General features: G+C 47.2%; 19 protein-coding genes and 1 pseudogene. 13 read left to right on the top strand and 7 right to left on the bottom strand.

All coding sequences use genetic code 11. From position 1 onward, the window contains the following. Positions 1-70: 70 nt before the first annotated feature. From mnmA to BKE30_RS08335, 6 genes are all read left to right on the top strand, one after another. A complete protein-coding gene (gene mnmA, locus BKE30_RS08310) occupies positions 71-1,255 on the top strand; it encodes a tRNA 2-thiouridine(34) synthase MnmA (protein WP_083698502.1) in 1,185 nt (394 codons plus the stop codon). Beyond that, positions 1,248-2,033 carry a lysogenization protein HflD gene (locus BKE30_RS08315; RefSeq protein ID WP_158073176.1) on the top strand — a complete coding sequence of 262 codons (786 nt, stop codon included), beginning with the start codon at positions 1,248-1,250 and terminating at the stop codon, positions 2,031-2,033. Before mnmA ends, BKE30_RS08315 begins: the two co-directional genes overlap by 8 nt. Before the next feature lie 231 nt (positions 2,034-2,264). Continuing rightward, entirely contained in the window at positions 2,265-3,668 is a 1,404-nt protein-coding gene (gene purB, locus BKE30_RS08320; RefSeq protein WP_076878136.1) for an adenylosuccinate lyase, read from the top strand. A gap of 252 nt (positions 3,669-3,920) precedes the next feature. Next, positions 3,921-4,571, top strand: a complete 651-nt coding sequence (locus BKE30_RS08325; protein WP_076878137.1) for a DUF2238 domain-containing protein — start codon at positions 3,921-3,923, stop codon at positions 4,569-4,571. 14 nt (positions 4,572-4,585) lie between these two features. After that, on the top strand, positions 4,586-5,785 hold the full coding sequence (locus tag BKE30_RS08330) for a cupin domain-containing protein (RefSeq protein ID WP_076878138.1): 1,200 nt from the start codon (positions 4,586-4,588) through the stop codon (positions 5,783-5,785). Positions 5,786-5,886: 101 nt separating this feature from the next. After that, a complete protein-coding gene (locus BKE30_RS08335; protein ID WP_076878139.1) occupies positions 5,887-6,606 on the top strand; it encodes a DUF7931 domain-containing protein in 720 nt (239 codons plus the stop codon). Positions 6,607-6,723: 117 nt separating this feature from the next. Here the strand turns inward: BKE30_RS08335 and BKE30_RS08340 are convergent, their stop codons facing one another. The 3 genes from BKE30_RS08340 to ppsR form a co-directional block, all read right to left on the bottom strand. Continuing rightward, positions 6,724-7,728: an alpha/beta hydrolase gene (locus BKE30_RS08340; RefSeq protein ID WP_198938060.1), complete on the bottom strand. Its 1,005-nt coding sequence runs from the start codon at positions 7,726-7,728 to the stop codon at positions 6,724-6,726. 302 nt (positions 7,729-8,030) lie between these two features. Continuing rightward, positions 8,031-9,743, bottom strand: coding sequence for an FMN-binding glutamate synthase family protein (locus BKE30_RS08345; protein WP_083698504.1), 1,713 nt, complete (start codon positions 9,741-9,743; stop codon positions 8,031-8,033). A 184-nt stretch (positions 9,744-9,927) separates the two neighbouring features. Continuing rightward, positions 9,928-10,764, bottom strand: coding sequence for a posphoenolpyruvate synthetase regulatory kinase/phosphorylase PpsR (ppsR, locus tag BKE30_RS08350; RefSeq protein WP_076878140.1), 837 nt, complete (start codon positions 10,762-10,764; stop codon positions 9,928-9,930). Between the two features lie 147 nt (positions 10,765-10,911). Here ppsR and ppsA point away from each other — a divergent pair, with 147 nt between their 5' ends. The 5 genes from ppsA to BKE30_RS08375 all read left to right on the top strand — a co-directional run bounded on the left by ppsA (position 10,912) and on the right by BKE30_RS08375 (position 17,373). Further along, the gene (gene ppsA / locus BKE30_RS08355) at positions 10,912-13,293 is read left to right on the top strand and encodes a phosphoenolpyruvate synthase (protein WP_076878141.1); all 2,382 of its coding nucleotides are present in this window, start codon (positions 10,912-10,914) and stop codon (positions 13,291-13,293) included. 152 nt (positions 13,294-13,445) lie between these two features. Continuing rightward, entirely contained in the window at positions 13,446-14,255 is an 810-nt protein-coding gene (locus tag BKE30_RS08360; protein WP_076878142.1) for an RDD family protein, read from the top strand. Positions 14,256-14,517: 262 nt separating this feature from the next. After that, on the top strand, positions 14,518-15,111 hold the full coding sequence (locus tag BKE30_RS08365) for an ANTAR domain-containing response regulator (RefSeq protein WP_076878143.1): 594 nt from the start codon (positions 14,518-14,520) through the stop codon (positions 15,109-15,111). Continuing rightward, on the top strand, positions 15,111-16,268 hold the full coding sequence (locus tag BKE30_RS08370; RefSeq protein WP_076878144.1) for a CmpA/NrtA family ABC transporter substrate-binding protein: 1,158 nt from the start codon (positions 15,111-15,113) through the stop codon (positions 16,266-16,268). The genes BKE30_RS08365 and BKE30_RS08370 overlap by 1 nt, the downstream gene beginning before the upstream one ends. 91 nt (positions 16,269-16,359) lie before the next feature. After that, positions 16,360-17,373, top strand: a complete 1,014-nt coding sequence (locus BKE30_RS08375) for an MBL fold metallo-hydrolase (protein WP_076878145.1) — start codon at positions 16,360-16,362, stop codon at positions 17,371-17,373. 14 nt (positions 17,374-17,387) lie between these two features. On the opposite strand, the gene BKE30_RS08380 is transcribed toward BKE30_RS08375, so the two are convergent. The 4 genes from BKE30_RS08380 to BKE30_RS08395 all read right to left on the bottom strand — a co-directional run bounded on the left by BKE30_RS08380 (position 17,388) and on the right by BKE30_RS08395 (position 20,140). Then, positions 17,388-18,074 (bottom strand): ATP-binding cassette domain-containing protein, encoded by a 687-nt coding sequence (locus BKE30_RS08380; protein WP_076878146.1) that lies wholly within the window; start codon positions 18,072-18,074, stop codon positions 17,388-17,390. Then, positions 18,061-18,765 carry a molybdate ABC transporter permease subunit gene (gene modB / locus BKE30_RS08385; RefSeq protein WP_076878240.1) on the bottom strand — a complete coding sequence of 235 codons (705 nt, stop codon included), beginning with the start codon at positions 18,763-18,765 and terminating at the stop codon, positions 18,061-18,063. Before modB ends, BKE30_RS08380 begins: the two co-directional genes overlap by 14 nt. A 63-nt stretch (positions 18,766-18,828) precedes the next feature. Further along, a complete protein-coding gene (gene modA / locus BKE30_RS08390) occupies positions 18,829-19,605 on the bottom strand; it encodes a molybdate ABC transporter substrate-binding protein (RefSeq protein WP_083698505.1) in 777 nt (258 codons plus the stop codon). A 148-nt stretch (positions 19,606-19,753) separates the two neighbouring features. Further along, positions 19,754-20,140, bottom strand: a complete 387-nt coding sequence (locus BKE30_RS08395) for a winged helix-turn-helix domain-containing protein (RefSeq protein WP_406564676.1) — start codon at positions 20,138-20,140, stop codon at positions 19,754-19,756. 318 nt (positions 20,141-20,458) lie between these two features. Between BKE30_RS08395 and BKE30_RS08400 the strand changes: the two are divergent. Both BKE30_RS08400 and nirB read left to right on the top strand, forming a co-directional pair. Then, positions 20,459-21,808 (top strand): annotated as a pseudogene (locus BKE30_RS08400) (MFS transporter). Positions 21,809-21,835: 27 nt separating this feature from the next. After that, a complete protein-coding gene (nirB, locus tag BKE30_RS08405) occupies positions 21,836-24,373 on the top strand; it encodes a nitrite reductase large subunit NirB (RefSeq protein ID WP_076878148.1) in 2,538 nt (845 codons plus the stop codon). Positions 24,374-24,473 lie beyond the last annotated feature (100 nt).

Genomic DNA, 24,473 nt, shown 5'->3' on the forward strand with positions numbered 1-24,473 from the left:
CAAATACAGGCTTTAAGTAAATGGGTAACAGATGGCAATGGCCAGACTCAAATTTTAGAAAGGTTTACTGATGAGTAACTATGTAATTGTGGGCATGTCAGGCGGTGTGGATTCGTCGGTATCTGCTGCATTATTGCTGGAACAGGGCTATCAGGTTGAAGGCCTGTTCATGAAAAACTGGGAAGATGACGACGGTACTGAGTACTGTACTGCCATGCGTGATCTGGCCGATGCGCAAAGTGTCTGTGACGGTCTGGGTATTCCCTTGCGTACCGCCAACTTTTCTATGGAATACTGGGATCGGGTATTTGAGCATTTTTTAAAGGAATATTCGGCGGGCCGTACACCAAATCCCGATATTCTGTGCAATAAGGAAATTAAGTTTCGGGCCTTTCTGGATCATGCCTTGACACTGGGCGCGGATTTTATTGCAACGGGTCATTATGCGCGGCGTGGCGCTGTACAAACCAATAGTCTGGGTGAGCCTTATGCACCGCTATTGCGCGGGCTGGATCAAAATAAGGACCAGAGCTATTTTCTGCATGCAGTACATGGCCGCGAGATTGCAAAAACCCTGTTTCCAGTAGGTGAACTTGAAAAACCACAGGTGCGCCAAAAAGCCATTGAACTGGGCTTGAGTACTGCCAGTAAAAAAGACTCCACCGGAATATGCTTTATTGGCGAACGCCGTTTTAAGGATTTTTTAAAGCAATACCTGCCTGCCCAGCCGGGTGAAATTATTACGGATGCTGGTGAAGTGGTTGGCAAGCATGATGGCCTGATGTACTACACCCTGGGCCAGCGGGGCGGTATTGGCATTGGTGGCCTGAAGAATCAGGCTGAAGGTGCATGGTTTGTATTGGCCAAGGACATGCAAAATAACCAGTTAATTATTGGACAAGGCCATGATCATCCGCTGATGCAAAGCAATGTGTTGTGGAGTGACAGCATTGACTGGGTTGCTGGGGTGGCCAATATTCCGGCTCAAGGTTTAATTTGTACTGCAAAAACCCGTTATCGTCAGGCGGATCAGCATTGTACAGTTTATGCCGACAATAGCCTGCAACCGGGCGGTGTACGGGTTGAGTTTCATGAGCCACAGCGTGCTGTGACGCCCGGGCAATCTGTGGTGTTTTATCAGGGTGAAACCTGTCTGGGTGGTGGCGTAATTCATCATACCAACGCAGGAGGAATGGATGCAGTAGGTATAGTAGACAAGGGTAATACGGTAAATGGGGGGTTACTTCATGGCTAAGCAGCACTTTACCCCGGAAATTCAGCAGCACCTTAATGATGCCCTGACCAATTCAGGTATTACCGAACGGCAAAACCGTTTGTTGGCACTGGTTGCCCTATTTCAGGCAGCCCAACTGACCTACTCACTGGCCACCCAAGGCAAGAATACCTTAACCGGTTTGTCGAACCAGAGCTTTTCTGCCTTACTGCAAGCCAGCCTTCAGATTCATGACCAGCAGCCAAACAGCCTGTTTAGTTTTGACCTGTATGGAAATGTTGAAAACCTGCACATTGGCCTGCGCAGTCTGGAAGGTGCCCTGATTCAGCCTTACCAGAATACCCGCTCACGTTTGCCACTGCCACGCCAGTATGGTGAAACCTTGCGCTATGCCATGGCACTCATGCAGCTTGAAAAAAAGGTGTACAAAAAACCTGCTTTTGCCCAGCGCATTACTGGAGAACAGGCCAACATAGAGCAGCGCCTGAACTTTTTTGACCATAATGTGCAGCATCCCGCAATTTTGGCCAGCCTTGCCAGTTTATATATTGATACGGCGGGCCAGCTAACTCCCCGACTGTCAGTACGTGGCAAACCGGAATACCTGAAAAACCAGCCCACTATCGATGCTATTCGGGCCTGCCTGTTTTCAGGTTTACAGGCAGCGCATTTCTGGCGGCAACTGGGCGGCAATCGCTGGCAACTGGTATTTGGCCGTAAAGCCATGCTGGAAGATTTGCGCCAGCTGGCCAAAGTTCGCTATCAGTCCTCACCGGTTTTTTACGAGCCTGAAGCCTGAGTTAGACGGCCTGATAATAGACTGACTGTTGGGTAATTCCTGTATTTAGCAGGCCTGTTGAATGCTAAATATTTAACTATGGTGGAATTAGCTGGGTTTTGACTGATGTTTTGGCATAAAATTTCCGCCAGCCTATAGCCCTGCTGTTTTACCCTTATTTTTTTGTGACACCTTTTATTTCTGGTGTTTAGTTTTTTAAAATTTTTGTTTGTCATTAGGAAGCAATCTCGCATGAACTCTTTAACCGCGCTTTCTCCACTTGATGGCCGTTACGCCAAAAAATGTGATGCACTTCGCCCGTATCTTTCCGAATTTGGCCTGATTGCAGCGCGTGTTACCGTCGAGGTTCGCTGGTTGCAATCTCTGGCCCGCCATGAAGGTATCAATGAAGTCGCACCTTTTTCTGATAGCACCAATGCTGCGCTAGATGCCATTGTGAGTGACTTTAGTGAAGATGACGCATTACGCATCAAGACAATTGAAGCCACCACCAACCACGACGTTAAAGCCGTTGAATATTTCCTCAAGGAAAAAATTGCCGGTATTGATGCTTTAAATAGTGTCGGTGAGTTTATTCACTTTGCCTGTACCTCAGAAGACATCAATAACCTGTCGCATGCCTTAATGCTAAAAAATGGCCGTGAAGTGTTGCTGGATTCTATGCGCCAGCTCTGTGATGCCATTACTGCACTGGCCCTTAAACATGCCGAACAGCCCATGCTATCGCGTACCCATGGCCAAACTGCCAGCCCGACCACACTGGGTAAGGAAATGGCTAATGTGGCCTATCGTCTGGCGCGCCAGATCAAGCAGTTTGAACAGGTAGAGTTGCTGGGCAAGATTAATGGCGCAGTAGGCAATTACAATGCCCATTTGTCTGCATATCCAGAAGTAGACTGGGCCGCGCATGCAGAAAGCTTTGTCAATTCACTGGGTCTGGACTTTAATCCGTACACCACCCAGATTGAGCCACATGATTACATGGCAGAACTATTTGATGCCTTGAAGCGCTTTAATACCATTCTGATTGATTTTAACCGTGATGTATGGGGTTATATTTCTCTGGGTTATTTCAAGCAAAAGCTGAAAGAAGGCGAAGTGGGTTCTTCAACCATGCCACACAAGGTTAACCCGATTGACTTTGAAAACTCTGAAGGCAACCTTGGTATTGCCAATGCCGTACTGGCTCACTTGGGTGAAAAATTGCCTGTATCGCGCTGGCAACGTGACCTGACTGACTCTACTGTATTGCGTAACATGGGTGTTGGTTTTGCGCAAAGCCTGATTGCTTTTGAAGCCTGCCTAAAAGGTATTGGCAAGCTGGAGCTTAATAGCGACCGCCTGCTGGCTGATCTGGATGCCTCACAGGAAGTACTGGCCGAGCCAATCCAAACTGTAATGCGCCGTTATAATGTTGAACAGCCTTACGAAAAACTGAAAAAACTCACCCGGGGACAAGCCATGACCCGCGATGTTATGGTGAGTTTTGTGCAAAGTGATGAACTGGCTGCCGTACCTGAAGCTGACCGCAATCGTCTGGCCGAGATGACCCCTGCCACCTATACAGGTAATGCTGCCGAGCAAGCCAAAAACCTGCCTCAACTTCTTGAAAAGTTGCTCAAAACCACTAACTGATTTGTTTAGGGTTTTTAGTGCTGTACTTGATGTAAGTTGCTAATATGGCAGTTGTAGGGCTAATAAAAAGGGTGAACTGCGTTTGCCCTTTTTATGTTTTACAATTTTAAAAATTACACTAGGATATTAAATTAGCTATTGAGTATGTTAACCGGATTTTATTGTTTCGGTTTATCATTACTTCTCATTTAAACTTAAGAATTTTAAAAACGGATAACCCCATATGAATAACAGAGCACAGGAAGCGTCTTAATGTCTTTTTTTAGTCCTTATCATCAATTTCCCAAAACTGGCCTGATTCACTGGTTATTGCTGGGAATTCTGCTTTTGGCCAGTATCATTGCATCCATTAATCCACTGGATCTTGATTCCTATCTGCTGCACCAGACAGGCACAATACTGGGGGCTGCCTTACTGTTATTTTTGCAATTGCAACGTAATGTCAGCATATCCGGTTTTGTTCAGGTTATTGTTTTTATACTGCTACATATTCTGGGCGCGCATTACCTGTACTCTTTTGTGCCTTATAATGAATGGATCAAAAACTGGTTTGACTTTGACCTGAACCAGCACTTTGGCTGGTCACGTAATATGTATGACCGGCTAATTCACTTTGCTTACGGATTATTGTTATTCAAAATTTGCTGCGATGTGTTTTCAGTATGGCTACCGCAGGTTAAGCCCTTTAAAATTGCTCTACTCGCTATCCAGTTTATTATGGCAACCAGCATGGTCTATGAACTGATTGAATGGTTAATTGCAATTGGCTTATCACCAGAAGCAGCTGAAAACTATAATGGTCAGCAAGGTGACATGTGGGATGCCCAAAAAGATATGGCACTGGCAACACTAGGCGCACTTTGTGCGGCGCTTATTCAACGTTTTTATTCATTGTTTAAATAGGAAGATGCAGTCACATGCAAAATTTACAGGTACTGGGTGGCATTAGTGCAGCCGAATTTTTTGCAGAATATTGGCAAAAAAAACCACTGCTGGTTAAAAATGCTTTACCGGAAGTTAAGGGCTTACTGGTACCTGATGATATTCTGGAGTTGGCTCAGGAAGAAGGCGTCACTGCACGGCTGCTTACCCAGCAGGGTGCACAAAATGAACAATGGCGGGTTAAAAACTCACCATTAACCGCCAAGGATTTTAAAAAACTACCACCATTATGGACGCTGCTGGTACAAGCTCTGGATCATTTTTCGCCAGATATTGCCCAGCTATGGCAGCATTTTGATTTTATTCCTCAATGGCGACGTGATGACATTATGGTGTCTTATGCGCCCAAAGGTGGTTCAGTTGGCCGGCATTTTGATCAATATGACGTATTTCTGGTTCAGGCTTATGGCAAGCGTCGCTGGCAACTGGGCCAATATTGCACACCGGATTGCGAATTAATTCCCAACCAGCCATTGCGCCTGCTGCCAGATATGAATGTGGATTTTGATGAAATCCTTGAACCGGGTGATTTGCTGTATGTGCCACCTACCCTGTCACACTATGGCGTAGCTGAAGACAACTGCCTAACCTTGTCGTTTGGGTTTCGCATGCCGGATCGCACGCAATTGCTGGATGATTTTACTGATCATCTGCTCAGCAAACCCGATACCCAGATTCCAGTACCCGACCTTGCCACTCGGTCTATTCAGGACGCTGGAGAAGTTAGCGCAACCGATCTGGCCATGTTGAAGCAGCAAGTGATGCAGCTACTGCAAAATACCAGTTATTTTGATGAAGCGGCGTTAAGCCTTTTGACTGAAAGCAAATATCCAGACAGCTTGCCAGAAAATGAAGCCCTCAGCACACAGGAGCTTGGCGAGCTACTACAGGAAGGCGCTATTATTCAGCGTGAACCTGCCACACGCCTATTGTATCGCTATGCCGATAATAAGCAGCTCGAATTCTGGGCGCAGGGTGAGAAACTGGAAGTTCCTGCCAAGCTTGCACCCGTGCTCAAACGCCTGACTGATGGCGAAGTTCTTGATTTGCAGTCACTAAATTTACCATCCCCTGAACTGGAAAATACGAGCACAGCAGACGACCACCAGGACCTGCTGGCCATGTTCTGTGATTTGTATGAAGACGCTATTGTACTTATTCAGATTCCGGAATAAGGTTTTAGTACAATTGAGAGCAATAAATCTGGTCCCTTATTGCTACAGTTCATACAGTCGAATTGTACAAACCAGTTGAAATAGCTATCGGGAGACCTGCAATGGATGATGCCAGTTCTACACCGCCTGATCAGATTACTGATGCTGGCGAGCATGATGAAGGAATCGAATATATTCCAGTTCATGTAAAAATTGGGACTGCTTCAGCCAGTGCAGAAAGTCGCCATACACCGGTACAGTCAGTGCCTATGGCTGACGTTCATCCAGATGGTTTTTATAATAAAATTTCTGATGAGGCCATGCCTGATAATGAAGCAGCCACTGCTAGCCAGCAGGCAAATCAGCAGGTAGCTATTTCCGGTAAGGATGTGATTCAGCAAGCGCTGGTTAAACTACTGGGGCTAGCCCGGCGGGAAGTGCTGATTATTATGCCTTATATGCATGAGCTATTTGATGACAAGCGCATTAGTCAGGGTTTGCTGGATTTTATCCGGCACTCTCCCAAACGGGATGTACTGATGTTGCTTAATAGTCTGGCCGACCAGCAGGCCAGCACGCATCAACTGGTTAAACTGGCCCAGCGTATTTCCAGCCGGGTACAGCTTAAACAGGTTAATAGTCTGCTTGAGCCGCCAGTTATGGAATCAGATTATCTGGTGGTTATAGATCGGATGCATATCCTGCGTATTGATGACATTGACACGTATTCCGCATGGTTTGATGTCAACTTTGCCAGTCGTGCACAAAAATATGCGGCCAGCCTGCTACAGCAATGGCCCAAAGCTAAAGAAATTGCCGAGTTTCGCCAGTTTAAACTGTAATGTTAAGCATTGAATTAAGTTAAACATACAGAGAAAAAAGGATATGGCTATTCATGCCCTATCCTTTTTTAGCTTTAAATAATAAGAATTAGCCAGTTAATCAAATTAATCAAAGCGCTAAAAGTTGCTATTGTCATCGGTATTAAAAATCTTGCGTAAATTACCAACTGCAAAATCCACGGCATCTTTGGCTTTGCCTACTGCGCCAGCCAGACCAAAAAATTCATGGGTAACGCCTTCATAACGTCGGGTACTCACCTGCACACCCGCATCTGCCAGCCGCTGTGCATAGGCTTCACCCTCATCACGCAATGGGTCAAGTTCGGCTGTTACCACTGTAGTGGGCGGTAAGCCAGTCAGGTCAGGTGCACGCAGTGGAGAAGCATACGCATGCTCGCCTTCGCTCATGTGATTTAGGTAATGCCCCCAGAACCATTGCATCATGGCTGCATTCAATGGCTTGGCATTGGCTTGCTCGGTATAGGATGGTGAGTTCATCTGGCTGTCTGTAACCGGATAAACCAGCAACTGTGCCACTGGCATCAAGCCGCCTTCATCCTTGGCACGCAAGCAGGATACAGTAGCCAGATTACCCCCGGCACTTTCGCCAGCAACCGCCACTCTTAGCGGATCGCCATTCAAGCTCGAAGCATTTTCCAGCACCCATTGCAGCGCTGCATAAGCATCATCAACTGCGGCAGGAAACTTGTGTTCGGGTGCCTGACGGTAGGCCACTGAAACCACGATACTGTCGGCGGCATTACATAAGCGACGGCAGGAAGGCTCATAGACATCCAGATTGGCAATCACCCAGCCCCCACCATGAAAGTATATAATCACCGGAAATGGCCCATCACCTTCTGGTGTAAACACACTGGCCAGCACTTCACCGTAATCGGTTGGGATTAAAATATGCTCAATACGCGCTACCGGTTCTGGCATGCTGGGCATTACCAGATTCTTGGAACGAATTACTGCACTTTCAGCAGCCATTTCTTCAACTGCATTTTTCAAGGTTGGATTATTGCGTGCATTTTCCGCGGATAATTTTTCCAGGGATGGCGCATTAAATCTGGAAAGTTGATCAAGTATAGCCTGCATCTGTGGATCAGTTTTCAGCATGAGTCAGGTCCGGTTTTGATAAGAATATTGATCCTAAAAGTTTTCTTAGCTGTTCATGTATGAAAAAATTAAGTGATGTGAAAGGGCTATGAAGCCCTGCTTTGGCCCAAATGTCTCGAAGGCCCAATTAAGCTGCTGAAAAAATTAAAAATTAGCTCATCAGAAAACATTCATGCTCTATAGGTATGTAAATATCCTTACCTGATTTAGCTTAACTTTACATCCTGTTGCTTTAGCAGGTCTTTAACATTGCTTTATCAATTATTAAGGACGCTAAATAAAACCAGCCCCAAGGCCTAATATTACTCAAAGCATCCGGTTAAACATTCAAAAGACTCAGCTTGTGACTTCTTCCACATGTCATGATAAAAATTACTGTCTGTTGTATCTTTAAGCAAATCACCCGGCTTTAAAAAGAAATGGATTTGCTCGTAGTTTTTGATTTCAGTGGCCGAATAGCGACGCACCAAATGATGCGCCTTGATATCACAAGGATGACGCAAGCCAGCGGCAGCAATCATTTCTGCCAGTGCATGCAAGGTATTGCGATGATAGCGGTAGACTCGCTCGCCTTTATCCGTCACCACCAGTGCTTTTTGCCGTGACTCACTCTGGGTGGCAACGCCTGTCGGACATTTATTGGTATTGCAGCTTAAAGACTGAATGCAGCCCAGTGCAAACATAAAGCCGCGCCCGGCATTGACCCAGTCGGCGCCCAATGCAAATACCCTTGCAATATCAAAGGCACTCACAATTTTGCCTGCAGCGCCCACCTTGATTTTGTCGCGCAGGTTAACGCCAACCAGCGTGTTATGCACAAACAGCAATCCTTCACGCAAGGGCGCGCCTATATGATTGGTAAATTCCAGTGGGGCCGCGCCAGTCCCACCTTCCGCTCCATCCACCACAATAAAATCTGGCACCACACCAGTTTGCAGCATGGCTTTGACAATCCCCATAAACTCCCATGGCTGGCCAATACAGAGCTTAAAGCCAACGGGCTTGCCATTGCTAAGCTCACGCAAACGCTGAATAAAGGCCATCAGTTCCAGCGGGTTAGAAAAGGTAGAATGTCCGGCTGGAGAAATACAATCTTCAGTCATGGGAATACCGCGCACTGCTGCAATTTGCGGGGTAATTTTTTGCCGTGGCAAAATGCCGCCGTGGCCCGGTTTTGCACCCTGACTGATTTTAATTTCAATCATTTTTACAGATGGCAAGGCGGCCTGTCTGGCAAATTTTTCCGGGTCAAACTGGCCAAAACTGTTACGGCAGCCAAAATAGGCACTGCCTAGCTCCCAAACCAGATCACCCTCATATTCCAGATGGTACGGGCTAATACTGCCCTCACCGGTATCATGTGAAAAATTACCCTTTTTAGCCCCTTTATTTAAGGCACGAATGGCATTGGCACTTAAGCTGCCAAAACTCATGGCCGAGATATTAAAAATTGAGGAAGAATAAGGTTGTTGGCACTGCTCATTGCCAATAACAACCCGAAAGGTATCCGGATCAGCCTGTGGTACTGGCCGAATGGAATGGCTGATAAACTCATAGTTCGTGGCGTATACGTCCAGCAAGGTACCAAACGGTTTTTCTGAGCTTAAATTTTTGGAGCGCTGGTAAATCAGGCTTCGCTGCGCCCGCGAAAAAGGTAAATAATCCTCTTCACCTTCAAACAGGTATTGCCTTAGCTCTGGCCGTAACATCTCAAAAATATAGCGAAAATGACCTATAACAGGATAGGTACGCATTAAGGTATGTTTCTTCTGAAGTACATCATATAGCCCAAGCAAGCTTAACAGGGCACAAATTAGGGTTAGGATATGCTGGCTGCTGGATGAAAAAAACAGCCCAAGGATGTCTCTGCCGTATGGCCAGGTGATCAGGCTTATCAGCGTATACAGAATAACAATGAACCAGACCAGATAGCGCATCAGGAAGGAACCAATAATTATGCTGCTGATTTGCGCCAACAGGCTTCTTCCCAGTCTGCTTCCGGATTTGCTACTCATCAATAACCTCAATTCACTGTTACAAGGGGATTGCCCTTGGAAGAAACTATGGGTTAGTTGCAGGCTGTTTTTAAATTATTGAATTGTAAGAGTAAGCAATAAAACGTTATTGACCTGCCTGTTTGCCATCTAAAATGACAGGCAAACAGGTAGGTTTTTTTAACAAGGAACAAAACAAAATATTTTAACTGATACGGCGTTTTAGGCCAGTGGTTTGCAGGATGCGGGTTGAGATTTCTTCAATCGACATCTCTGACACATTCAGGTAAGGAATGCCTTCAGAAATATAAATCCCCTGAATAGCACGCAGTTCCATCTGGCATTGCTGAAAACTGGCATAGCGGCTATTGGCCTTGCGCTCACTGCGAATAGCTACCAGACGCTCAGGTTCAATCATCAGGCCAAACAGTTTCTTCTTGTGTTCTTTGAGTACCTTGGGCAGGCGGTTATCATCAAGGTCTTCTTCGGTAATGGGATAATTGGCCACCCGGATACCAAATTGCAACGCAAGATAAATGGAGGTTGGCGTCTTGCCAGAGCGTGACACGCCAATCAAAATAAGGTCTGCCATGTCGTAATGACGGGTTTTGGCTCCATCATCGTTATCCAGTGCATAATGCACTGCATCAATACGCGACTTATAATTTTCAGAGTCTACGCTGCTATGCGCATTGCCCACCTGAGGTGAAGCCTTTACATTCAGTTCGGTTTCAATCTTGCTGATCAGGCCTTCAAATACATCCAGATTAATGGCACTGGCGGTATTAATAATATCCCGTACCAACGGGTCGACCAAAGTATCAAAGACTAAAGGAGGGGCACCGTCCCGGATTGCACATTTGTTAATCTCCTGCACCACATCCATCGCCCGCTCTTCACTATCGACATAGGGAATAATATGTATTTCAAAATCAACGGTTGGAAATTGTGCCAAAAGTGAATGACCGAGGGTTTCGGCAGTAATCGCTGTACCATCTGAAACAAAAAATACACTGCGACGCACTGCTGTTTTATCGACCATTTTAACCTCTTTAATATTTGTCTAAAGTAAACATTATCTTTATAGTAACCTGATATTTAGTAGCTGTCGCCTGTCACTATCCTGTAGGCGGTGCATTCTTGTATCATTGCTGCGATCCAGTAATGTTTTTTAAATGGAGTGTCAATTTTGGAAGCGCGCGTAATTGGTTTAGAAAAACTGGGCAAACATGACGTAGAACAAGTTGGCGGCAAAAATGCCTCACTTGGTGAAATGATCAGTCATTTGTCCAATGCGGGTGTAAGTGTGCCGGGTGGCTTTGCAACAACAGCACAGGCCTACCGTGACTTCCTTGAACAAAGTGGCTTAAATGCAAAAATTCAGGCCGAACTTGATTCCCTAAATGTTGATGACGTTCAGGCCCTCACTGAAACCGGTGCAAAAATCCGTCAGTGGGTCATTGACACTCCGCTTATTCCGGAACTTGAAAGTGAAATCCGTGAAGCCTTTGCAGCGCTTGCCGGTGATAATCCGGATATTGCAGTTGCAGTGCGCTCCTCTGCCACCGCTGAAGACTTGCCGGATGCATCATTTGCCGGCCAGCAGGAAACCTTCCTGAATATCCGTAGTATTGACAACGTGCTGGTTGCAGTCAAGGAAGTGTTTGCCTCGCTGTTTAATGACCGCGCGATTGCCTACCGTGTCCATCAGGGTTATGCACATTCCAACGTGGCACTATCCGCCGGTATCCAGCGTATGGTGCGCAGTGAAACTGGTGCGGCAGGCGTAATGTTTACCCTGGATACCGAATCCGGTTTCCGTGATGTGGTATTTATTACTGCATCGTATGGTCTGGGTGAAATGGTTGTGCAAGGCGCAGTCAATCCGGATGAATTCTATATTTCCAAGCCTTTGCTGGAAAACGGCAAACTGGCTGTGGTACGCCGCAATCTGGGCAGCAAGCACCAGAAAATGATTTATGGCGAAAGTGGTGTTACGGGCAAATCTACCGTTATTGTGGATGTTGAAAAACAGGAACGTCACCAGTTTGCCCTAAATGACCATGAGCTAACCGAACTGGCCAAGCAAGCGCTGATTATTGAAAAACACTACGGCGCGCCAATGGATATTGAGTGGGCCAAAGACGGCGATGACGGCAAGCTGTACATTGTTCAGGCACGTCCTGAAACGGTAAAAAGCCGCCAGAATGTTGGCACCATGGAGCGCTACCTGCTTAAGCAAAAAGGCAATGTTCTGTGTGAAGGCCGCTCTATTGGCCAGCGCATTGGTTCCGGTAAGGTACGTATTGTCACTTCCATCAAGGAAATGGACAAGGTTCAACCGGGAGACGTGCTGGTATCTGACATGACTGACCCGGACTGGGAACCTGTCATGAAGCGGGCTTCTGCCATTGTAACCAACCGTGGTGGCCGTACCTGTCATGCCGCTATTATTGCGCGTGAACTGGGTGTACCAGCCATTGTGGGTTGCGGCAATGCCACTGAAGTATTGACCGAAGATCAGGCCGTAACTGTTTCCTGCGCTGAAGGTGATACTGGCTATATTTATGAAGGCGCACTGGACTTTGAAATCCAGCGCAACTCCATAGAGTCCATGCCACCACTACCGTTCAAGATTATGATGAACGTAGGTAACCCTGACCGCGCCTTTGACTTTGCCCAGATTCCCAATCAGGGGATTGGTCTGGCACGTCTTGAGTTCATCATCAACCGCATGATTGGTGTGCATCCCAAGGCCCTGCTAAATATTGAAAGCCTGCCACGTGAAACCCGTGCTGCGGTAATGGCCCGTACTGCTGGCTATGCCTCACCCATTGATTTTTATGTTGAAAAACTGGTGGAAGGTATTTCAACACTGGCTGCCGCATTTGCCGACAAGCCCGTCATTGTGCGCATGTCTGACTTTAAGTCCAATGAATATGCCAACCTGATTGGCGGCAAGCTGTACGAGCCGGAAGAAGAAAATCCAATGCTGGGTTTCCGTGGTGCCAGCCGTTACGTCTCAGACAACTTCCGTGACTGCTTTGAGCTGGAATGCCGTGCGCTGAAAAAAGTACGTGATGAAATGGGCCTGACCAACGTCAAGATCATGATTCCGTTTGTGCGCACTGTGAGTGAAGCTGCCCGTGTCATTGAGCTGTTGGCTGCCAATGGCCTGCGTCGTGGCGAAAATGGTCTGGAAATTGTCATGATGTGCGAATTGCCAACCAATGCGCTATTGGCTGATAAATTCCTTGAGCATTTTGATGGCTTCTCAATTGGTTCCAACGATTTAACCCAGTTAACCTTGGGTCTGGATCGTGATTCCGGTATTGTATCGCACCTGTTTGATGAGCGTGATGAAGCCGTAAAAACATTACTGTCCATGGCCATTGCTGCCTGCAATAAAGCGGGCAAATATATTGGAATCTGTGGTCAGGGCCCATCCGACCATCCGGATCTGGCACTGTGGCTGATGGAACAGGGCATTGATTCTGTGTCGCTGAACCCCGATTCCGTGCTGGAAACATGGTTCTTTCTGGCTGAAGATCAGGCTAAAAAAGGTGCTTAAGCTACCCTGTACCCTGTCGATTCAGCATAAATCTTATATAGAGCTTAATCTGAACTGAGTAAGCGCTATAAATCCCGACAATAGACCCATGCAAATGGGTCTTTTTCATTAAAATAACGCCAAGCAATTTATTAGATTTAAGGTTTAACACAATGCAAATTTATCTGGCACGTAACAATGAACAGGCTGGCCCGTATAGTCTGGAACAGGTCAACCAGATGCTCGCAAGTGGACAAGTGGTTTTGACTGATCTGGCCTGGCATGAAGGCATGAGCGAATGGCAACCCCTGGGTAATCTGACCAATGGCCAGCTGGTTTATCAGCCCAGTGGTTCGCCTTTTCAGAGTCAGCCTGTTCCAACCCAGTCATCTCAAAGCCAGCCAGCGGCTGCAACCACTTCGGTGAACAAGCACAATAAAAATGCATGGGCTAGTCATAACCAGAGTGCACGCAGCACAGTGGCGTTTAAGCTGGCCTCTGTGAACAAGCGCGTTCTGGCCAAAATTATTGATATTCTGCTGTTGTGGCTGCCCAGTTCATTTATTTTCGGACAATTTGTTAGCCCTGAATTTGTGCGCCAGTATCAGACTATTGCTGGCCAATCAGTGATGCCAACCCCTGAGCAACAGGAACAATTGCTAAACCTACTGGGAACTTTGCCCTCCGGTCTATTTTGGGCTGTTGGTATTTATACGTTGCTTTACTTTGTGGTACAGGCTTTTTTCCTGTATAAGAGTGGGCAATCCATTGGCAAAAAAGCCTTGAAAATTAAAATTGTTGATGAGCAAAACGGCCAGATTCCTCCCCTTACCCGCAGCTTTTTGATTCGCTCTATTGTTTTTATCATCATTAATTATTTTGCCTTCTTTTTTATCATCATTGATTTTGCTTTTATTTTTTCAGAGCGTCGCCGTACCCTGCACGACCGTATGGCAAAAACGCTGGTTGTGGATGTCGATTAATTATTCTTAAAAACGGTGCTGCCAACTTTAACGGCATAGTTATTGCTTTTTAAAACATAACGAATAGGGATAAATTCTGCTGCTTTTTATGAGATAGCAAAATTTATCCCTTTTTTACCAGACTGTGTAAACCGAAAGTCTATTGCAGGCAATGCCGCCTTAAAATAAATGATGAATTTGAGCCTGTTTGATTCACCAATGACGCTGAATCGTGCATTTTTAAGCGCTAGCCACCACTTTGGTGCAGCCAGTTGGAGAAATCATGCCGTTACGCATCATCCTGATTGATGACGATACTAGTCGTGCAGCCTTTTTAACCGAAACTCTGGCCGCTGCCAGCTATACCGTGGTGGCGCAGCTGTCTGCACAGGATAATCTGGTAGAGGCGGTTGAGCAGCTGGATGCTGATATTGTGCTGGTGGACATGGATAATCCGGCACGCGACATGCTGGAAAACTGTGCTCACATGACAGCTCGTGCGCCGCGGCCTATCGTGCTGTTTACCAAACAATCTGACCCGCAAACCATTAGTAATGCAGTTCGTGCCGGAGTTACGGCTTACATTGTGGATGGTATTGATGCCCAGCGCCTAAAACCAATTCTGGACGTGGCCATTGCCCAGTTTAAGGAACATCAGAAACTGCTGGCAGATCTGGATGATACCCGCACCCGTCTGGCTGACCGCCGTGATATAGACCGGGCCAAGGCGATTTTAATGCGCCTAAAACAGTTGGATGAAAATGCAGCTTATGCCTTGTTACGCAAAAATGCCATGGCCAAGCGTATTACGCTGGGTGAGGCAGCGCGTACTGTACTGGCGGCAGCCGAGCTGCTGGATCATCAGGGGGAAAAATAATGCAACCAAGCATGCAAGCACTGGAAAAAACCCAAATTACCATTGGCTTTATGCCACTGCTGGATTCTGCCCCGATTATCTGGGCGTGGCACCGCGGCTTTTTTAAACAGTTTGGCCTGGATGTGACGCTAGCCAAGGAAGTGTCGTGGGCCAGCTTGCGCGACCGTCTGGCCTATGGGGCACTGGATGCAGCACAATGCCTTGCCCCGATGATTCTGGCGGCCAATTTAGGCGCTGATCAGGTCGGTGTGCCTTTTGTCAGCGCCCTCACCCTGTCTGAAAACTGGGCAGCGATTAGTATTTCATCGCAGCTAGCCCAGCAGCTTAACATGGACTATCAGCACAATACCCCGCGTGAAAATGCACAGGCGTTGCAACAGGTGGTTCAGCAGGGTAAAACACTGAGGCTGGCCCATGTGTTCCAGTTTTCACTGCATCATTACCTGTTACGTGAATGGTTGTCGCTGGCTGATCTGGATGAAAAATCCATTGAGTTTTATACCGTGCCGCCGTCACAAATGGTCGATCACCTGCAAACAGGCCGTATTGACGGTTTTTGTGTGGGTGAACCCTGGAATACCGCAGCCGTATCTTCAGGTATCGGACAGGTAGTGACCAATGCGCAAGCTATCTGGCCACATGGTGCCGACAAGGTATTAGGCGTGACGCAGGCTTGGGCACAGCGCAATCCCAATACGCATCGGGCGCTGGTGGCGGCACTATTAAAGGCACAATATGAACTGGCCACCCAGACCCACTATGCCGAACTGATTAAAATACTCGAACAATTAAATATACTGGAACTACCGGAAAGCTGGCTGAATGCTGCGCTGGATGGATTTAGTGCCGGTAATCCGGCGCGTTTCCTGACGGGTTTAAACGCACGGCCCAAACCAGCAGATTATGCCTGGGTCAGTTTGCAAATTATTCGCTGGCAACAATGGCAGCAGCCCATTGATCTGGCCAGCCTGTCGCAGCAATCCTGTGATATGGCCTGCTTTGATGCAGCCTATCAGTTTTTGAGCCAGCATGAAAATTTGCCGGAACAGCTAAGCCTGTCCAGCTTGCAAAAACACACCATTGATACGCGGCAGGCAGTGAATTATTTAGTGAGTAAAGGCTGGACTCATCAGGCCGCTGAAAAAATATTGAAGTGATAACATTGAAGTAACAACAAAGAAAGTATTGCCTACTTTCAACTTCACTTGTTTAATTTACTAACATTTAATCTATAAACAGAGTCAATAAATGAAATTATTAAAAACATCACTTGCTCTAATGATGATTGGTATAAGTACATGGGGACAAGCGCTAACCCCCTTAACGCCACAAAACACCAATAATCCGCCTTTGGCCACTAAACAGGTGGCTGGTTTTTATCATATTCCACTGGGTAGTTTCCAGGTTACTGCACTGTATGATGGCTATGTCAACCTGCCAACCACTATTTTTAAAGGGGAAAAACCGGCCACACTGGAAAAGCTGTTACAGTCTGGTTATGTTGACTATAAGAACGGCATTCAGACCTCAGTTAATGCATATCTGGTTAATACAGGTTCGCATCTGGTGCTTATTGATAGTGGGGCTGCCAAGTGTTTTGGCGATGCCTTAGGCTCCATTGAAGAGAATATTCAGGCTGCCGGCTATCGCCCTGACCAGATTGATACCGTATTGCTGACGCACCTACACCCTGATCATGCCTGTGGCATTAGTCCTGTCGAGGGCGAAAAAGCGTTTAAAAATGCCACCATCTATGTCAATAAACTTGAGGCTGACTTTTGGTTAAATCCAGCTAACCTGCAAAAATATCCTGAAGCAAAACAGGCTACGTTTAAGGAAGCCTTTGCAGCAACTGCTCGCGTGCTCAAGCCTTATCAGGACAGCCAGCAATATAAAACCTATCAGGCTGGTGATTTAATTATCGATGGGATTAAAATTATCCCGACCTATGGACATACAGTAGGACATACCAGCTATCTTGTAGAATCTGGGCAGCAACAGTTACTGGTGCTTGGAGATGTGGTACATAATCACAGCTTGCAGTTTCAGCGGCCCGATATTAACCTGGATTTTGACTTCGATGCCAAACAGGCCATTCAAATTCGCCAGCAACAATTCACTGAAGCTGCTAAAACAGGCCGACTGGTTGCGGGTGCACACCTGCCATTTCCGGGTATTGGCCACATTCGCCAGCTGGGCAAAAACCGCTTTGAATGGCTCCCGGTTGACTATAATCCGGTGCTAAAACCTGCCCAGCCTTAACTGTATGACACCACTTAAGGTATATGAATTAGTTTACCTTGAGCCATGTGCAGAATATCTGCCTGTAAAAACTCCAGTTCCTGTGGCTGATGGGTAACGTAAATCATGGGGATCTGGATTTCATCACGGATCCGGGCAAAAAACGGCAGGATTTGCTGTTTCAAACGTGTATCGAGTGCTGACAGCGGTTCGTCCAGTAATAGCAAACGGGGGGAATACAGCAAGGCACGACCCAGCGCTACCCGTTGCGCCTCCCCGCCCGACAACTGGGTTACCCGACGCTCAATTAAGGAACCTATTTCCAGCAGCTCAACAATTTGTGCCAATTCGAAACGGCGCTGGGCTGGCTTTAAATGCCGATAGCCATATAACAGGTTTTGTTGCACGCTTAAATGCGGAAATAACTGGCCATCCTGAAACACCAGTCCAACATGGCGCTGATAACTGGGCATGAATGTACGGGTCTGATTGTCGAAAAAAACCTGTCCGTCAAAATTAATCCGGCCCTGCTGTGGTTTTAGCAAACCGGCCAGCACTTTTAACAGTGTACTTTTTCCTGCTCCTGAGGCCCCCAGAATACCGGTAACCTGATTTTGGCTTTTGGCTTGATCTAACCGCTGATGATGAGGCAGGTTGTGTGTATCCAGCTGAATATTTAACTCAAACTCACCACGGCGATAGCTAAAATTACAACTGAGCACGTGACAGGTATCCTATTTTTTGCTGGTAACGCTGGGTAATCCAGTAGTTGGCCAATAAGGCAGCAAATGCCAGTAACATGGATAGCACCACAAGTCGCGCCGCAGCAGTTTCGCCACCGGGCTGCTGGATAAATGAATAAATAGCTAATGGCATGGTGCGGGTTTCATTGGGAATATTACCGACAAAGGTCATGGTTGCACCAAACTCTCCCAGACTGCGGCTAAAACATAAAATGCTGCCAATCAACACGCCTGAACTGGCTAACGGTAAGCTAATGGTTAAAAATACCTGCCATGGTTTTGCACCTAATGTTGCCGCAGCCTGTTCCAGCCGGTGATCCACCATTTGAAATGCCAGCTTGATGGGCTGCACCATGAGTGGAAAAGCCATAATGATTGATGCCAGCACCGCCCCTTTCCAGTTGAATGCCAGTTGAATGCCAAACCATTGCTGCAAATATTGCCCAATAAAGCCCTGTGTGCCAAACGCCACCAGCAGTAAATACCCCAGCACTACTGGTGGTAATACCATGGGCAGTTGCAGCATCGCCTCAACAATAAACTTGCCACGAAACTGGTAACGCGCCAAAACCCACGCCAGCAACAGGGCAAAAGGCAGGCTCATGAGTGTGGCAACCAGCGCAATTTTGGCAGACAGGTACAGCGCGCTCAATTCCTCAGGCGTTAGCAGGTCAAGACTTGGCATGGCTGATCACAAACATTGCAAGGGTCTTTAGACTATGGCTAACGTAGCTCATGGTTTTACCGAAAACCCGTAGTGTTTAAAGGTGGCCCGTGCTGTTGGGCTGCTTTTTAGATATTGCAGGAATTTCTGCGCATCACGACTGGATTGCCCCTGATTGGTTAACGCCACAGGGTAAACTATTGGTTGGTGCGCATTTTCTGGAAAAACCCCCACAACACTTACTTTTTTACTGATTTTGGCATCGGTGGCATACACAATGCCTGCCGCACACTCGCCTCGCTCGACAAAAGCCAAAGCACCACGTACATCATCCGTTTCTACAATACGGCCTTGCAGGCTATCCAGCCAGTTCAGTTTAATCAGGCTTTGCTTGGCATAAATTCCGGCAGGGACAGATTCTAGCTGTCCGGTACATAAATGCCCCTTAAATGCCCGAGCAAATTTAAATGAAGACTGCGCTTTGAAAGAAAATGTGCGCCCTTTTGGTGCAATTACCACAAGCTGGTTGCTCAATAGACTAACTGGTTGACTAGCAGCCACTTTGTTTTTATCCACCAGATAATTCATCCATTTTTCATCGGCAGAAAAAAACAGATCGGCAGGCGCACCAGCTTCTACCTGTTTGGCCAGCATGGATGATGCACCAAATACTGGCGTCACCGTAATTTTAGGATTGGCTTTTTCAAACTGTTTTGCAATATCCCCAAGCGCATTGGTCAGGCTGGCTGCAGCATAAATCTTGATATTTTCTGCCTGAGCCATACTGGAAAAACTACTGCTCACCATGAGAGTAGCTATAATTAACTGGTTGAACTTATTCATCATTTAGCTCGGAATATAGACTATTGTTTAAAGCTGTGTTTATGGTTTATTTGCAAACAGGACAGATTTCGTCATATCCCCAAAAACATAACGATTTTTTAAAATAGAGATATCCAACTGATTTCACAACTGTTATTTTGCAAAAAATTGATTAGGGTTTTAATAAATCATCCCATTGCTGTTGATAAACCGAGCTTTGTTGCAACAGTTCCTGCTCCATTTTCCTAAATAAATTCAATACCTGTACCCCGGTTGGGGTAAGAACTGCCCCTCCACCCTGACTACCGCCCGTTTGGGTTTCTACCAAGGATGCTGCAAAACAGCTATTCATGGTATCCACCAGTTGCCATGCGCGCCGATAGCTCATGCCCATTTGTTTGGCAGCTTGTGTAATGGAACCAGTTTGGGCAATCGCTTCCAGCAGATCAGCCTTACCCGGCCCCATGGCAATTTTGTCCTGATGCATGAGGCGCAGGCGCAGTGCAATAGGGGAAAATGCCTCAACAGCGCTTGTAGACAGCATAGAATCGGTTGGCATACTGATGTTTTGCTCCTGATTTTCCCGAATACGAATACGTACTGTTCCAGATTGATGCACCAATGTAGTGATTTATAGTCATGCATGCCATTTATAATATCTGAATAATATGATCATTCCTATTCAAGCCAATAGTAAACAATTAAATATTATTTAAATTTCAATAGCTTGAATTGTTGGCACACCCTTTGCTTAGATACTCTCAACATGATCAGCGTTGAGCATGTTAAAGAATTTTTTGCGGTCAACGACGCCCGCACTTCTGTCTGGCTATTTTCAATTTGTATTGAAAGACCATTAAGGTTTTCAGGAGTTGCTATGTCGTCCAAAGCTACCTCAATAAATTTGTTCAATTTCAAAACTCCAGCCATGCGTGCATTTCATTTAAGCTGGCTGGCCTTTTTTGTCTGCTTTTTTGCCTGGTTTGCCTGTGCACCGCTGATGCCGGTAATTAAAGGCGAGTTTGGCTTAACCAAAGACCAGATCGCCAACATCAATATTGCGGCTGTTGCCATTACCATCGTGGTGCGCATTATTGTGGGCCCGCTGTGTGATCGCTATGGCCCGCGTATCACCTACTCTACGCTTTTGATTCTGGGCAGTATTCCGGTTTTTGGTGTGGCGGCTTAGCAAAGCTATGAAAGCTTCCTGTTCTTTCGCCTGTTAATTGGTGCCATTGGTGCCAGCTTTGTGATTACCCAGTATCACACTTCAGTCATGTTTGCTCCAAATGTAGTGGGCACTGCCAACGCAGCCACTGCGGGCTGGGGTAATGCGGGCGGTGGGGCAACACAGGCGCTTATGCCGCTTATTCTGGCCGCCATTGTGATGTTTGGTGTTGAACAGGCCATGGGCTGGCGCATTGCCCTACTGGTTCCCGGTGTGCTGATGCTGATTGTTGGAATCATGTACTGGAAACTCACTCAGGACTGTCCGCAAGGCAACTATAAAGAACTGCGCGAACAAGGTGTTGAAGTGGGTAGCGGTAAAAAAAGTGGCATGGCCGTGCTGTTGACTGCAGCCAAGAACTACCGCGTGTGGATGCTGTTTATTACTTACGGGGCCTGCTTTGGTGTAGAAATCTTCATTCATACCATTGCTGCCAGCTACTACGTTGATCAGTTTGGTTTTAGCCTGAAAGAAGCCGGTATGGCCGCAGGCATCTTTGGTTTGCTGGCACTGTTTGCCCGTGCGCTGGGTGGCTATGTGTCCGACAAGATTGCAGTTAAAAAAGGGCTGGATGGCCGCACACTAATCCTGTTCATCCTGATTCTGCTGGAAGGTTTTGGCCTGCTGCTGTTTTCCAACATGCAAACGCCGATGCTTGCCATTTTGGCCATGACTTTTTTTGGCCTGTTTACCCACATGTCTTGCGGTGCAACTTATGCCCTGGTGCCTTTCATCGACCGCAACTCGCTAGGCGGTGTGGCAGGCATTATTGGTGCGGGTGGCAACGTGGGTGCGGTGGCCGCAGGGTTTTTGCTCAAAGGCATGCTGGACATGCAGTCTACCCTGCACCTGATTGGCATCTTTGTCATGGTGGCTTCGGTATGTGCCATTGCCGTGCGCTTTAGTGTTGCCCACAAACAAAAAGAACAAGCGCTGTTTGATGAAGCCATGCTGGCCAATCAGACAAACAGTGATTTTAACAAACAGCAAGTTGCTTAACTCAAGCCATACATAGAGGAAAATGACATGAAAATCGTTGTAATTGGTCATGGTATGGTGGGTCATAAACTCATTGAAAGTCTGGTTGATCAGGCTGATGTAGAACTTACCGTCATTGCTGAAGAACCCCGCCCTGCTTACGACCGGGTACACCTGACCGAGTATTTTTCCGGTAAGAGTGCCGATGACCTGCTGCTGGCGCGCCATGATTTTGCGGATGCATACGGCATTGCCCTGCACCTTAACACCAAAGCCACCAGTATTGACATTGCCAATAAAACAGTCACTACCGCAGATGGTCGCCAGATTGACTATGATAAGCTGGTACTGGCCACGGGTTCTTATCCATTTGTGCCACCATTACCGGGCAAGGATCGTGACAACTGCTTTGTGTACCGTACCATTGAAGACATGGATGCCATGCGCAATGCCAGTTTGTCGGCCAAAACCGGTGTAGTGATTGGTGGTGGCCTGCTGGGACTGGAAGCTGCCAAGGCGTTAAAAGACCTGGGGCTACAAACCCATGTGGTGGAATTTGCTCCACGCCTGATGGCTGTGCAAATTGATGATGGCGGCGGCAAGGTACTGCGCAAGAAAATCGAACAACTGGGTGTTGGCGTACACACCCAGAAAGCCACTACCGAAATTGTGGATGGCGACAATGCCTTCCACAAAATGAACTTCGCTGATGGCTCATGTTTAGAGACCGACATGATCGTGTTTTCTGCCGGGATTCGCCCGCGTGATGAGCTGGCACGTCAGGCTGGACTTGCCTTGGGTGAGCGTGGCGGTATTGTGATTAATGATTACTGCCAGACCTCTGACCACGACGTGTATGCCATTGGTGAGTGTGCGCTATGGCAAAACAAGATCTTTGGTCTGGTTGCACCAGGCTATGACATGGCACGTGTGGCGGCTGACCATATTCTGGAACAGCCCAGCAAGACGTTTGCCGGTGCCGACATGAGCACCAAACTAAAACTAATGGGTGTTGACGTTGCTTCCATTGGTGATGCACACGCCATGACACCGGATAGTTTGTCCTATCAGTTTTGTGATGAAACCAGACAGGTTTATAAAAAGCTGGTAGTCAACAAGGATAAAACCCGCCTGCTGGGTGCGGTGCTGGTGGGTGATGCGGCTGAATACGGCGACCTGCTGCAAATGATGCTCAACGGCATGGATTTGCCAGAACAGCCCGAAGCGCTGATTTTGCCTGCAACCGGTAATGCACCCAAAGCAAGTGGTGGCGCGGGCGTGGACTTGCTGCCAGATTCAGCGGTAATGTGCTCGTGTAACAATGTAACCAAGGCTGATTTATGCAGTGCGATTGGTGCGGGTAACACCACGCTGGCCAGTTTGAAAAAATGTACCAAAGCAGCCAGCTCGTGTGGCGGCTGTGCGCCTTTAGTCACTCAGGTTTTAAAATCCGAGCTGAAACGTCAGGGCGTGACCGTTAACAATCATCTTTGCGAGCACTTCCCCTATTCACGTCAGGAAATTTACCATCTGGTGCGTGTGGGCAAAATCCAAACCTTTGAAGAATTGCTGCACAAGCATGGCAGCGGTCTGGGCTGTGACATTTGCAAGCCAACCGCCTCCAATATTCTGGCCTCTTGCTGGAATGATTTTATCCTCAAGCCGCAGCATGCTGGCCTGCAAGACAGTAATGACTACTTTATGGGCAACATCCAGAAAGATGGCAGTTACTCTATTGTACCGCGCATTGCTGGTGGCGAGATTACCCCTGAAGGCCTGATTGTGATTGGCCAGATTGCCAAGGATTATGGCCTGTATACCAAAATCACCGGTGGCCAGCGCATTGACCTGTTTGGTGCCCAAGTGCATCAATTGCCTGAAATCTGGGAAAGACTGATTGATGCTGGCTTTGAATCCGGCCATGCCTATGGCAAGTCGCTACGTACCGTGAAGTCCTGTGTGGGCAGTACTTGGTGCCGTTATGGTGTGGGTGATTCGGTCAAGCTGGCAATTGACCTAGAAAACCGCTACAAGGGCCTGCGCTCTCCACACAAACTGAAAATGGCAGTATCCGGCTGTACCCGTGAATGTGCCGAAGCGCAAGGCAAGGATGTGGGCGTGATTGCCACTGAAAATGGCTGGAACCTGTACGTGTGTGGTAATGGCGGCATGAAACCACGCCATGCCGAACTGCTGGCTGGCGACCTCAGTACCGAAGATCTGATCAAATATATTGACCGCTTCTTTATGTTCTATATCCGCACTGCCGATCGCCTGCAACGTACCAGCGTCTGGCGCGACAATCTGGAAGGTGGCCTTGATTACCTAAAAGACGTGATTATTCATGATTCCTTAAATCTGGGTGCCGAGCTTGAAGCGGAAATGGCCATCATTATTGCCACTTATGAAGATGAATGGAAAAACGCCGTAACCAATCCGGAAGTTCGCCAGCGTTTCCGTACTTTTGTAAATAGTGCAAAAGCGGATGAGCATATTGAATTTGTTGCTGAGCGCGGACAGATTCGCCCGATTAACAACGACGAGCGTAATGCACGTAAGCGCATTCCTGTGGTTGCAGAAGTTTAACAGTTTAATAAACCTCGCCTAACTTCCTGAAAAAGCAGTAAGGGAGATTTTCTTCCTTTATTAAGGCAAGGTTAGGTGAGGTTAAACAAGAGATACTAAA

The sequence above is a fragment of the Alkanindiges hydrocarboniclasticus genome, from assembly GCF_001982605.1.
In the GTDB taxonomy this organism is placed as follows: domain Bacteria; phylum Pseudomonadota; class Gammaproteobacteria; order Pseudomonadales; family Moraxellaceae; genus Alkanindiges; species Alkanindiges hydrocarboniclasticus.

Coding starts and splice junctions, on each gene's coding strand:
- nirB (WP_076878148.1), top strand. CDS start 21,836: ATGAAAATCGTTGTAATTGGTCATGGTATGGTGGGTCATAAACTCATT.
- BKE30_RS08360 (WP_076878142.1), top strand. CDS start 13,446: ATGCAAATTTATCTGGCACGTAACAATGAACAGGCTGGCCCGTATAGT.
- BKE30_RS08340 (WP_198938060.1), bottom strand. CDS start 7,728: ATGCTGAAAACTGATCCACAGATGCAGGCTATACTTGATCAACTTTCC.
- purB (WP_076878136.1), top strand. CDS start 2,265: ATGAACTCTTTAACCGCGCTTTCTCCACTTGATGGCCGTTACGCCAAA.
- BKE30_RS08315 (WP_158073176.1), top strand. CDS start 1,248: ATGGCTAAGCAGCACTTTACCCCGGAAATTCAGCAGCACCTTAATGAT.
- modA (WP_083698505.1), bottom strand. CDS start 19,605: ATGATGAATAAGTTCAACCAGTTAATTATAGCTACTCTCATGGTGAGC.
- BKE30_RS08365 (WP_076878143.1), top strand. CDS start 14,518: ATGCCGTTACGCATCATCCTGATTGATGACGATACTAGTCGTGCAGCC.
- BKE30_RS08375 (WP_076878145.1), top strand. CDS start 16,360: ATGAAATTATTAAAAACATCACTTGCTCTAATGATGATTGGTATAAGT.
- BKE30_RS08330 (WP_076878138.1), top strand. CDS start 4,586: ATGCAAAATTTACAGGTACTGGGTGGCATTAGTGCAGCCGAATTTTTT.
- BKE30_RS08370 (WP_076878144.1), top strand. CDS start 15,111: ATGCAACCAAGCATGCAAGCACTGGAAAAAACCCAAATTACCATTGGC.
- ppsR (WP_076878140.1), bottom strand. CDS start 10,764: ATGGTCGATAAAACAGCAGTGCGTCGCAGTGTATTTTTTGTTTCAGAT.
- mnmA (WP_083698502.1), top strand. CDS start 71: ATGAGTAACTATGTAATTGTGGGCATGTCAGGCGGTGTGGATTCGTCG.
- BKE30_RS08395 (WP_406564676.1), bottom strand. CDS start 20,140: ATGCCAACCGATTCTATGCTGTCTACAAGCGCTGTTGAGGCATTTTCC.
- BKE30_RS08325 (WP_076878137.1), top strand. CDS start 3,921: ATGTCTTTTTTTAGTCCTTATCATCAATTTCCCAAAACTGGCCTGATT.
- BKE30_RS08335 (WP_076878139.1), top strand. CDS start 5,887: ATGGATGATGCCAGTTCTACACCGCCTGATCAGATTACTGATGCTGGC.
- BKE30_RS08345 (WP_083698504.1), bottom strand. CDS start 9,743: ATGAGTAGCAAATCCGGAAGCAGACTGGGAAGAAGCCTGTTGGCGCAA.